The sequence below is a fragment of the Streptococcus ovis DSM 16829 genome, assembly GCF_000380125.1.
GTDB classification, from domain to species: Bacteria; Bacillota; Bacilli; order Lactobacillales; family Streptococcaceae; genus Streptococcus; species Streptococcus ovis.
Map to the genome: position 1 here is coordinate 138741 of NZ_KB904583.1, position 12192 is coordinate 150932.

Sequence of the window (12192 nt, forward strand, 5' to 3'; positions counted from 1 at the left end):
CTCACCCTCTTATATTACCTAAAAAAGTGAGATTGGTCAAGTTCCAACCCTCTTAAGTGTGCGTCTAATTTTTTGAGAAAGCTCAATACTCCAATACGTAGCATATTTAACAGAAAAGACTGAACCTCTTGAGGCTCAGTCTTGACAAATTCGTATCTTTTGATATGATAGATGTAATGACTGAGTACTCAAAGCTCAAATTTGACTACTCGGTGCCATGGGGGCTGCAACCTTCATGGCTTTTTTTATTTGATTATACGATTATTATACTTTAAATTAAAAGGCTTGTCAAGAAAAAATGAAGCATATAAACATAGTTTTTCTTTTCATAAATCTTTATATATTACTTATTTTGAACCTTTCATTTTGATAAAACGATATAAATATTGAGGGATCCTTGCATTAGGTAGTGAGTGCTTCTTTTCTTCAAATGCTCTTTCTATATAGTATTCAGCAGATATTTTGTCTAAATCGTTAATTTTTTTGTACTCTTCTCTCCATGTACCAAAGAATAAATCTCTCATATTACCTTCATGCCTTAATAATATTAATTGACTCATAGTTTCTAATCCAGAAATAGACCAGCTCATTCCTTGGTTTTTCATTCGGTATGTTATTTTTCTATGCTGACTTTCAATAATTCCAATTCCCTTACTGCTCAAACCTCTCATCTTAGCCGGTTTAGTGTATCTAAAATCACTAATAAATCGTCTGTATATTTTTTGAAAATTTTTAGTTTCCTCTTCATCTTCAATCATAGATTCAATTGTATCAAGCGCTAATCTCAATTTTTTTCTATCGTGTCTGGCAATTGCTTCTGAAAGTATTCGTCCTGCATCAAACGAAAACCCTCTCGAAAGGTCATTTATTATTTTGTTAACATGATATGCATCCCAAAAATGTTCGTGTTGCTTTACATTCATTGCTTTCGCAATATCTCTAAAAACTGCTGGCGAATATCCACTTCCTCCATCTGAATTAGTAATGAGTATCGTATCAGTCAAATCATAATGATTGTAAAGATAATCAAGCAAGGCTTCTCTAGCCCCTTTACCAACTGCTACGAACTCTTTTTTATTTTGTAAACTGCTCCTAGTTTCAGTCATCTCATCACAACCTTCATGAACAACAAAATGGGTTAATTCAGCATTGTACTTAGATCTTTCATGAGAATTAGCCTTTAAAAAAACACCATCCCCTTCAATATAAAGATATTTTGGTTTTCTCTTTTCATTTTTTTCTTCTCCTAAAAATCTATATTCGCTTTGCTCTTTGATTAATGCTGTAGCCTTTCTGACAGCTTTCAAAACTGTGTCTTTCGTGATGAATAAACCATAAACCAGTTCTACTACTTCTACTACTTGACGATAACTCATATATGTTGATAAGCGAGATATATGGTACAAAAATTCAGGAGAAAATCGACTGTTTTTTTCTAAACCTAACTTTTCATCCACTGGTACAAAACACTGTCCATCTTTATACCATCTACTTCTATAAAAAGTAATCTCTCCAAAAGGAAATAGTACAGTTCTCGGACTCTTATTAATCTTAGTATATCCTCTTGCTCGTAAACTAGTTGCTATTTCTTTTTCATATCGCTCTAATTCTTTTAAGAAAATAGCAATATTTTCCATTCGAAATTCTTCAAGGTATTGATTTTCTGTTTTCATTAATTGTCCTCCTACTAGATAGTTCGTATATTATTTTACGGAATAATCAACTAACTATCAAATGTACCGTGAGAACAAAAAGACCTTTTCTCTAAGAGAAAAGGTCAATTATAAAAATTCCTATTTATTATCTACCGGCATATATCCTTCTAAGGCTACCGCCCCAGAAAACAAAGTAATCACTCCTAAAATGATTGCAAAAACGCTACTTACTAAAATATGACCAATAGCATATTTTTTCATAACATTCTTTTTCGATTTTTTGTATCAGACTTATTTTATAACTAAGTTTCATGTGTGTTTTCTCGTATCAAAGCTTTTTGAAATAATCATTGATAAAAGCTGAAGCTGAGCGATAGCCACTTTCTTTTGCAAGTTGATTAATTTTTTCTCTCACTGACGGCTGCAGTGTAAACTGAAATTGTTTAGTACGCTCAAAGTTATCAGATAGATTTGATACAATACCACTTGTTTGCACCAAGTCCACGCTCTTGTTTAGAATATCTCTGATTTTATCATCCTGTGGTTCAAATGCCATTTCTACACCTCATTATATTTATCATTATATTTATATTGATATTGTATCAGAAATTTTCTGGAAAGTCACGTCAAGGTTGTCAAAGAACTCTCTATGTTCCTGATATGTCGCCTTGTTTTTCTTCATGGTAGCAAGTGAAATCGTATCAAGTGTAGACCGATTGAAAAGCTCCTTGTAGGGGATAAAAGCTAGGACATTATCTTCAACCTCTAAAGCCTTGACCATCTGTTTGGATGAGTTGGTATTGTGCTTAATCATATTGGCAATGAGGTACAACTTAGCAGTCACGTAACTTTCTCTAGTTCTGAAATCAAAAGTCTCTTCACGCAGCTTATCAATTCGATTGCTCAAATTTGACTTAGCATCATAACCAAACTTGCTTGGTGTGATAGGACTAAGAACCACGTGGCTAACAATAACAGCATTTTTAGTAGCTGTAGAGAAGTCAGGGTGACAATCAATCAGAATATAGTCGTATTGTCCCAGGTCTTTTGACTCGTAGTTATCTCTCAACCACATATACAGCAACATATCTTTATAGTTCTTTGTTTCTAACTCTTTTTCGATTGTATCTAATCGAATGAAACCAGCGATCAAGTCAATATTCGGTGCTACTTGATGGATATTGACGTTGCCTGCACGTGTAAAGATACTTGCGACCGTCTCTTCATTCTCGAATATATCGTAAGTTTGAGTTAGATTGCACTGGTGGTCTAGGTCAATAAATAACACTTTATAACCTTGGTCAGCCAGCCATTCCCCATAATTGTAAGTTAGGGTAGTTTTTCCAACGCCACCTTTAATCGCAGCAAATGTAACAATCTTCATAATAAACTCCATTTCCGTTTTATCAACATAATTATGTTGATATTTATATTGATGATTCTATTATACAGATTATGTTGATAATTGTCAATATAATTATAAATACCTATCCTCTGATTTTTCTTCCGCAGCTTCTTTTTCAGTTTCTGGTGAGGAACCGCTCTTCTCAATTTCACGGTATTGTTCCAGCTCATTCAATACAGCTTCGTACTTTTCTTCTAGCGTTTGCTTTTCTACGGTAACTTCGACCACTTCCTTAACTACCTCGGCAACAGGTGTGTTAAGCGGAACATTGTACTCCTCTAAAATCTTGATTGACAAGAATTCGTTTACTGGACGATCTGCTTGCAGGTCTTGTAAGGCTGCACTAATCTTGTTTAGTTTGGCAATCTGGCCATCCAGCATATCAAGCAACTGCTGGACTTCTTCCATTTTATCAACCAGGCTAGTTCCTAACTCCTGGAACTGACTACGGTCTAGCACGTCACGACTAGCTAGGTATTCAAACTGGCTAAACAGTTTATCTAATTGGGCAATCCGTTTGTTCTTTGTTAGAGTATATTCGCCACTTTCGTAGGATAACTGTTTCAGCAATGTTGCCCCCTTCATGTATCTGTTACTGGTAGACTTGTCAGGATTCAAAAAATAGAAAAAATCTGATCGTTTGATAAACACCTGGAATGAACCGTCCTCTTGTTTTTCCAAATGACGGTAAGGAATTTTAACCGTACCTTGATTTTGTAAACCGAAATCAACTTTCAGATAAATACCTGTTGCAGTTTCATATTCAACTTGCCAAGGTTCTATCTTCAGTTGCATTTCATACTCCAGTTGTTCTTCTTCTTGCTCTTGATAGTAGAGTTCCTGGAGTGGACTTGTAACTTCTTCAGGAATTTGTTTTTCTAACGCTGCAGTAATAGCATCCGCCTCAAATCGCCCTCGCTTATCTAGTTGTCGTGCCCTGGTATTTTTCTGTTGTGGTTGGTCAAGTAGTTTGTAAGTAGCGTGCTTTCTAGAAAAATTGACCTCTACCGAAAGTTCCTTTGCTTTTGATTTGAAATCTTCTAGATCCTTTGAAAACCGCATCGCAAACTGAAGACGGGACTTAATTTCTGTTTTATAGCTATTCTGTTTTCGGTAGGCTTGGTAAGCCTTGTGGTCAAAAATAGAACGGTCAGAAAGGATTTTAGCCCCTGCCAACTCAGCATGTTTATCTGATATTTGTTCCAAAGACTTCTTGGTTCCTTTTTGCCAGCGAAACTGATTCAACGTGACCTCATTCGTAGAATTAAAAAAGATATGATTGTGCAGATGTCCTTGATCTAAATGTGTCGCAATAACAAAAGCGTACTCTCCCCCTGTTAATTCCATGATGGTCTTTCGTCCAATCTCGTGTACTTCTTCAGGGGTCAAGTTGTCCTCTGGAGAAAATGACTGTACGATGTGATGGGCTAAAACTGTATTGGCATTTTTCAAATGATGATTGATGGCTCTACCTTTCGTTAGGTTCGCAAGTTGCTTCATCTGTAAAAACTCACTGCCTGCTTTTTCTAGGTCACTGACCATGTGACCTGAAATAAGTCTTGATACAATTTCTCCATCAGGCAGTATCTGATTAGGAAAGTTCAAGTCACTTTCGATGAAGTAATCCGCTGTTGTCTTCTCCGAATTGAGTATATAGCGGATACCTCTCTTTAGGCTCATTTCTGTCTTAATCGGTGCCAAGTGTTTGGTCACGACCACTGTTTCCACCTCCTTCTTGTTTCTCCATCAGTTCTTCAAGTAAGCTAGACTCACTAGCAAATTTATCCGACACCAAGTCCTTAACACTTTGTATCTGTTCTTGTAAGCTGCGATACTGTTCTGCGGTCACTTCCTCGGATGTATTGATATATTTTGCAAGTTGGTTGATGTTGACACCAATCCGATTGACTTCCTTTCGTAGTTCTACTAATTCCTTAAAGTCAACCGTAATCACTCTACCTTGTGTCAGCATCATCACAGCGTAGCTATTGAAATTTTTTATGTTCAATTTATCCAACTTCGAGCGAACAGCCGCCCACTCATCGGGAGAAAACCTCACAATTCTTTGAAGGTTTCTAAACAATTTCTTTGGGTCACTCATCGCTCCCCCTCCTTTCCTATCCACCCCCATCTTTCGGTATGGCAAGCAGAGCAAGGTGATATCACCTTTCTATTTTTAATAGGGTTTGGTACCTCCTGAAAAGTGTCTTTTCTTCCAGGAGTGTACCTATCCCTATTAAAACTTCTGGGGAAATCCCCAAACCCCTAAGAGGTGCTTACGCACCTTTTCTAAACTTCCATCTGCGATAGAAGTTTCTCTTTCAGAGAAAGATATTCCTCATCGGAAATACTTTCCAGATAGAGAATTGTTTCTCCATATTCTTCAGATACCGTAGAATCAATTTCAGCTAATTCTTCACGGTATTCGTCCAAAATAGCAATCGCCTTTCTGCGTTTTGCTTCAATAAAATTTTGGTTTTTTGAGTACTTTCCATTCTCAAAATAGAACAGATTTGCGAGTAAAGTTGTTAACTTTATAACCAAAAAAATTTTTCTAGGATAAATCAGCTAAAAATGTACTTAATTCAAGGCTAAACTGGAATTTCTAGATACCTTCATTTTTCTATAAAAGTGTACTTTATTAACGACAAAACTGGAAATTTTTTCAAAAGTACATTTTTCTATTTAATTTGATACCTAAAACTATGTTTTCGGACATAGAGATCCCCCCATTTTTTACATAAATTTAAAACAGATCTATATTTTAGACCTGTTTTATTATTTCTTAAATTGAACAAAATGAGCTCGTTTTCTTCTAAATCCTTTACATATCGAACATGGCTCTTGATTTCTTATCTCACACATTATTCTATTTTTAATAGATGCCTTATAGCGATGTTCGGGATTATTGTTGCAAATCCACCATACTTGCTGTCTGCTATTTTCTGTATGATTTTCTGGATTTCCAAGCAACATATTGTTTAGATAATCCCATTCTTTCAATAAATGAGGGTATGTTTCGCTCATGTTATTTTCTACATAAGGAACATCTAATTTATTACAACTGGGACAGACATTATCGATACTTACCGTATCAGTTAAGTATCTGTTCAGTACTACATTGATACTTTCTCTGTAGCTTATTTGACATTTATTACAGCGCCAACTGTAGTTTCTATTGCTTTTGTAATCTAGGATAACAGATTCTGTAGTAATATTGTTTTCTGTATCCCAGATTGTTTTCAATTCAGGATAAAGATCAAATAAGGTATTTACACCCTTTAAAGGCAACTCATTATTACAATACGGACAGCAACTTTGAATTTCTCTTCGAATTGGTATAGAGCAAAGATAGTCATTTTTACAATCTGAGCAATTCCACCAATATTTCTTAGTTTCTACATTTGTGAGGGCTAGAAACATAGGTATTTTATTTTTTTCACTCCACTCTTTGATAAGAATGGGTTCGTTATGCAGAGAATTATTTTTAAATACACTGGTTGACCATTCACAGAAATTTGGGCAGGATTGAACAAATACGTTTTTAGAGTCTGTTCGAGTAATCATTTCTTTTGGACTGCATTCAAATGAAATATCGCAACAAGGACACATCCAAGTAATTTCTTCAGTAGATTGGTGCCAATAATCTGTTAGACTTTCCAGGTTATTTGGATGTAAAAATTGTTTTAGATATGGATGGGTTTTATCTAGTGTATTAAAGCCTCTCAACATTTCTTTGTTGCTACAAAATGGGCAACTATGGTTAGTCCTTTCATAGACTTTACATGAATAGGAACCCTTGCATTTTGAACAACTCCATATTACAGGCATATCTGAAAGCGCATCAACTTGATTAGGTGATATGTTATTCTCTTCTGACCATTCATCAATGTAGTCTGGTGTTAAAAAATCCAATGGTGCATTTGTTGATGAATTCTGTAATGGGTTATTAAAACTTGCATTGCATTCAGTACAATAACTGCCGTTTCGCCTTATTCTAGCGAACAAACTATCAATTGGCATTGTGAAATCATAACGACACTTGTCACAGTTCCAATGCATAGGTTTTGTAACATTTGTGTTCAGCCTTAATTCATTGAATTGAATATCATTCAACTCATCGTTATATATTTGTCCTAGATTCGGATAGACTTCAGTATAGTAATTTTGATACGATAACTCATTACAACCAATATGGAATATTTCCTTTTCCTCAGACTGAAATAATCTTAAATTTATAGCTGCATCTCTCCAGGAGCTATGACAAGTTGGACATTTAAGTTGGAATATATGTCTAGAGTTAAATCTTTGATTCTGTAGTAAGTGACTAATCGTTTCTCTATCCTCACGATGATAATTTATATAATTCTCAAAGTCAGGAAACATAGCTTTGATGCTATTTATCTCACTAATAAGAACTTTTCCAAGATTGCAACAAGGGCAAAAATCGGGAATCTTCAGACTTATTTTATAAATGTCATTGATTTTAGCCTCCCATTGATACGAACAGCTGGGGCATATCCAGTTTGCATAATGCCGACTATTTACTTTTGTACTTTCTAAATCCAATATATTCAAGTTCAAATTCCAGTATAACAGCATACCTGGCACTTCTTTTATTGTTTTTATCATACTTCATCTCTCAATAATTTGTTTTGCTATCTAGTAAATTTTTTATATTTACAATTTTATTTTTAGCTCCATCATTGTTGGTTGATTTTGATTGAAAATCAATTTTTGAATCTGCTGTAATAATCTGACTTGCTAGATAATCATCAGAAATGATTCTATTCTCTGATTTCAAAAGACCCTCTGCTTTTAATAGTTCGTTAGCAATTTCAGGATAGACAGTAGTTTTGATGATACTTTTAAGTGAGCTGATTTCATCCATTAATACCTTGCACTCTTCAATATTACTTGATGTCAATTCAAGTTGATCCTTTAACTTTTTATTCTCAATTACCAGAACTTCTGCTTCATCTTTATACTTTAAAGCCACTTCAACAATCCCTTTATAGTATTTGTTCAGTTCAACTAGTGCTGAACGGATTGCCCTGGGTGTTCGATTGGTCATCATAAAACTGTCTATATCTAAGGTCTTGTAAGTAATGATAGTTTGAAATTCTTCATCCTCTGCCTCAGCTTTTCGTTTCTCGATAGTTAATCGAAAATTTTTATTTCGCCTCAAGGTAGTATCGGTAACTTCGGGAAAACCTGTAACTCTTAAGTAATCACCGAATTTTGGTAATTTGAACAAAGAAATATCATTTGAACACTCATTTAAGACATATTCCTCGAATTTTTCGAATAAATCTTCATCAGAAATTAGTCTTCTTCTAGCCATTTAACCCCTCCGCTTTAAACATTTGTTTCGCACCTAAATACTCTTGATACGAGTGGCTTACAGACGATAGCTTCAAAAGTGCCTCGCCAATATCTTCCATATTCCCCTTGCCTTGTCTAACTCGTTTTACAGCCTCATCAACAATAAGGGCTTCTTGGTCAACTGACTTCTTGTAAGTCTTATCCATTGAAAAATACTCTTTTCCAGCCTTGCGATAGAACGGACAACTCGTACAAGCTCCAAGTTCTGCATGATTACTGATAACTTTTAGACAATCTGAGTAATCACCCGAAGCAAACCTCGGTGAGTAGCACCGTCCTTTGTTTTCTAATTGAACAAACGCCTTTCCTACTGTATATCTAGGTTGTGCCTTACTAATCTCATAAGTTGTTTGTGAACTAGTCAGCTTACGAAATACTTGATAGCTTCGACATTCTATGAATTGACTAAGATTTGAAAAATAATGTGACGAAGTTGCTACGTTATCATGGCCTGCAAGCAACATTGCAGTTACTGGGCTAGCCCCTTCAGCAATTAGGTTGATCATTGCAATATGTCTAGTGTCTCCGATATGGATAAAGTTGATTTCCTTATCTTCCAATCGAGATATGGGATCGATGTAATGTACTTGATAGCCATATTTCACCTCAATAATCTCATTAAAGAAATACTTTAATATGGTGTTGATATTTTGATACGTTAAAAAGCGGTTATTGATACCTGTCTTTCTATTCCAACGCTGATAATGCGTATCGGTTACAAAAAGTGTATTTAATTTTGTTGACTCTAAATCTTGTGTTAATTTTAAGTAATGTTGGATTGATTGAGCAAGATTAGTGGGAATCTCATAGGTCGTTAAGTAATAGTCTTCAGTAATTTTATGTGAAATCGCCTTCTCTCTTCCTTTTAGGTTATTTCTTCTAAGAGTTAGATAATACTTACCATTCTTCTCAGATAGACAGTCTCTTTGAGTCAATAAAAATTCCCGTGGTCGTAAGGGAACTACTGCTGTAATTTGCCACCAAAGATAAATTGGGTAGTAAAACAACCTTTCAGTTTCAGGGAGGGGTTGAGACCAATAGTCAGTTAGGATATCGTTAAATGCAAAATAGGACTGAAATTGGGCTAGTTGACGCTGTTGCTTTGATTTTGATTGATATTGCAATGCAATCACATGATCTAGTTGTTCCAAGAATTGATTCATTTGTGAATCTTCAACGCAAGGTAGACTTGCAAAAAAGTCAAAACATAAGTTGGGAGCTGATAATTTGATATTTGCCATATCCGATACAACATTTTGCTTTGTTGTTTTTACTAATCTTTTTACATCTCGTAAAAAGATTTGCAAAGTGGTCAGGACATGCTGTTCCATAGATAAGACTACATATGACTTCAAATATTCAATAAATGAATGGTAAGTAAAACCTGTCAATGTCTCAAAATATCGTTCATATTGAAATCTGTTAACATTGAAGAGAAAATTTACATTAGCATATTCATTAGTTAATAACCATTTTCCTGATTCAAAATCAGGAGTAAGAATGATATCTTTTTCATAATAGTCCTTAAAATACACATGTGCCTTATCAACCATGACTTGATCGATTTCGGTAATACTTTTAATGGTTTGAAATAGCTTTGCTTCTGTAATCAATGGATTAACTCCTTTATTATTTCTTCATAGTCATTCAAGACTTCTTCACCGTATTGCTCAGAAAGCGACTGTAGCATTTCAGTCAAACAGGGCTTCAACTGCAATTCCAATATTGCTTTTATCTTTCCTTTTTCTAAATCATCTATTACTTCGTTATAACGATGGTTCAAACGATTAAATTCTCCGATGAGAAGCAAAAGCGTTGATTTCGTCTGCAATTCATATTGACAACCTACACAATGCTGCTTGTCGATGTAGGGGCAAAGTTTACCAAGTGCAGATAACAAGCACATGCTTTCGGTCTGTTTGGAAAATGCTTCTCCATTACCGATTCTATGGCAAACTGTCAATAATTGTTGAGGACTCAATTGCTCTTGAATAACTGTTTTTAGCGCATTCTGCGAGCGAGAATCAGCTCTTATACTAATTTCTAAAGTTTTTTCTATTTCCGCAGGTGTCAGATCTAATTCTTTAATCATCCGTGTTTGTTGACTTGGAGTCAGCTCTTTGTACTTACCTCTCGTTACAATCGTCAATAACATTGATGGAACCATTGATAGTACACCTCTCTCAAATAGTTCTTTTGCAACCATTTCAGGCTGCACTTGTCCTAATTGAGCATCCTTTAAGTATGTTGACGTCGTTTGAGCAAATTCATCGTAAGAGCCTTTGTGACTTCTAGCTAAGGCTGCTAAGAAATACCCTTTTATGTTGAGTTCAGATTTCTCCTCTATGACATCATCGGCGAGCATCGCGACAGCTTGGAGATATGATTTATTTGCTGAACGGCTACTAAAGTTTCTTTCTAAAAATAAGCTACCAATTTCTTCTCCCATGTATCTATGAATTCGTTCATAGTCGGATATCTTCCTGATTAGAGGTGACTCAGAAGCTTGTTTGTTTGCTATTTGATAATGTGCCTCACAGATAGCCAGGAGTGTTCCAATCAGCACCTGACAGCTCTCAGGCACATGGAATTTCAATTGGCTGACATTTGAAGCTCTCTTAGTCTTGTTTGGAGTAATGTTGAGATATGTCAATCTTGTGGTAATACTAAGGAGTGTTCGCCTTGCCTCACCAGTAGTCCAAGTACCATTCTTGACTGCCCTTAGTATGTCGTTAGGAACACGAGATAATTTGGGGTGTCCAATTCTTTCCAAATCTGTAGTTCTAAAGGCACATATAAAATGGAGTGCAAGATAAAGCCAAGTGTCAGCGTAATCTTTAGATTGGGCTGCAAGGTAAAGCATGTTATTTTTTTGAATATAGTCATCATTAAAAAGATAAAACATCAATTGTAAGTAGTCATTCAACTCGTATGCTCCGTTTTTATCTTCAAGCGTATAACGATTCGTCATAACATAAGAGTTTCTGTAATGTGTCACACCTTTCCCTAATAACCAATCAGAAAATGATATCAACTCTTTACCATGAGACTTGCTCAGAGCTTCGGTTGCGTATTCGATGAGTTTTTCAAGGTTTCGATCATTATATAGAAAAATGTCTTTCTCCAAGTAATAACTAAGAAAATCCATCAGATAAAATTGACTAGCTTCTTCAAGATTTTGAATAGTTACAAATTCTTTAAAATATTGGTGTGACATGGGAAATTTTTGTTTAAAAATTGCCTCCATCGATTCAATTCCAGGCTCAGTTGTCAAAAAGCTAACTATTCGCTTCTTTAAAAGCTGAGTATCATGATCTTTAATACACTGATTATCTTTATTTATCCCAATATAAAACCACTTATTATCTAATAAATATTGACTTATCTTCTCTCTCATTTTTGGAGTATCTGCATTTAACTCTATTAAAAGAGCTTCAAGAAATCTTTTTAAATCGACTGCCACTACTCTCCTCCTCCAAATAAATCATTTGCTCTCCAACTAAGATAATCAAACACACCGTCATTAACTTGTCTGTACTGTTTAGCTNTCTCACCTTTATTTTGTAGATACACCCATGCACTTTCAGGAGATTTGTCACCCCTTGCCGACATCAGCTCACTGATCTCATCCACACCAGAAAGAACTAACTGTGTTGTGTACCAGTGTCTGAAGATATGAGGGGAGATATTATGCTCTTGCAATAAATGGCCAAAAAACACAACTTCTTCATCATCTGAGTTAAGGAA

The 12192-nt window shown here is 35.2% G+C and carries 11 protein-coding genes and 1 pseudogene; all 12 read right to left on the reverse strand.

Annotated features, from left to right (window positions below):
* Window positions 1-347: 347 nt before the first annotated feature.
* Complete coding sequence (locus A3I9_RS0111195; RefSeq protein ID WP_018379118.1) at window positions 348-1673, reverse strand: ISLre2 family transposase; 1326 nt, start codon at window positions 1671-1673, stop codon at window positions 348-350.
* A 120-nt stretch (window positions 1674-1793) separates the two neighbouring features.
* A complete protein-coding gene (locus tag A3I9_RS13825) occupies window positions 1794-1916 on the reverse strand; it encodes a hypothetical protein (RefSeq protein WP_018379119.1) in 123 nt (40 codons plus the stop codon).
* A 67-nt stretch (window positions 1917-1983) separates the two neighbouring features.
* Entirely contained in the window at window positions 1984-2211 is a 228-nt protein-coding gene (locus A3I9_RS0111205) for a hypothetical protein (RefSeq protein ID WP_018379120.1), read from the reverse strand.
* Between the two features lie 30 nt (window positions 2212-2241).
* On the reverse strand, window positions 2242-3039 hold the full coding sequence (locus tag A3I9_RS0111210; RefSeq protein WP_018379121.1) for a ParA family protein: 798 nt from the start codon (window positions 3037-3039) through the stop codon (window positions 2242-2244).
* Between the two features lie 93 nt (window positions 3040-3132).
* On the reverse strand, window positions 3133-4779 hold the full coding sequence (locus A3I9_RS0111215) for a relaxase/mobilization nuclease domain-containing protein (protein WP_018379122.1): 1647 nt from the start codon (window positions 4777-4779) through the stop codon (window positions 3133-3135).
* Window positions 4748-5161: a plasmid mobilization protein gene (locus A3I9_RS0111220; RefSeq protein WP_018379123.1), complete on the reverse strand. Its 414-nt coding sequence runs from the start codon at window positions 5159-5161 to the stop codon at window positions 4748-4750. The genes A3I9_RS0111215 and A3I9_RS0111220 overlap by 32 nt, the downstream gene beginning before the upstream one ends.
* A gap of 188 nt (window positions 5162-5349) precedes the next feature.
* Complete coding sequence (locus A3I9_RS0111225) at window positions 5350-5604, reverse strand: hypothetical protein (protein WP_018379124.1); 255 nt, start codon at window positions 5602-5604, stop codon at window positions 5350-5352.
* Window positions 5605-5838: 234 nt separating this feature from the next.
* Window positions 5839-7692 (reverse strand): zinc-ribbon domain-containing protein, encoded by a 1854-nt coding sequence (locus A3I9_RS0111230; protein WP_018378185.1) that lies wholly within the window; start codon window positions 7690-7692, stop codon window positions 5839-5841.
* Between the two features lie 10 nt (window positions 7693-7702).
* Window positions 7703-8404, reverse strand: coding sequence for a hypothetical protein (locus tag A3I9_RS0111235; RefSeq protein ID WP_018378186.1), 702 nt, complete (start codon window positions 8402-8404; stop codon window positions 7703-7705).
* Window positions 8397-10058: a hypothetical protein gene (locus A3I9_RS0111240; protein WP_018378187.1), complete on the reverse strand. Its 1662-nt coding sequence runs from the start codon at window positions 10056-10058 to the stop codon at window positions 8397-8399. The genes A3I9_RS0111235 and A3I9_RS0111240 overlap by 8 nt, the downstream gene beginning before the upstream one ends.
* Window positions 10055-11908, reverse strand: a complete 1854-nt coding sequence (locus A3I9_RS0111245; protein WP_018378188.1) for a hypothetical protein — start codon at window positions 11906-11908, stop codon at window positions 10055-10057. The genes A3I9_RS0111240 and A3I9_RS0111245 overlap by 4 nt, the downstream gene beginning before the upstream one ends.
* Window positions 11908-12192 (reverse strand): annotated as a pseudogene (locus A3I9_RS13625) (site-specific integrase); the annotation flags it as partial. The gene A3I9_RS0111245 and the pseudogene A3I9_RS13625, both read right to left, overlap by 1 nt.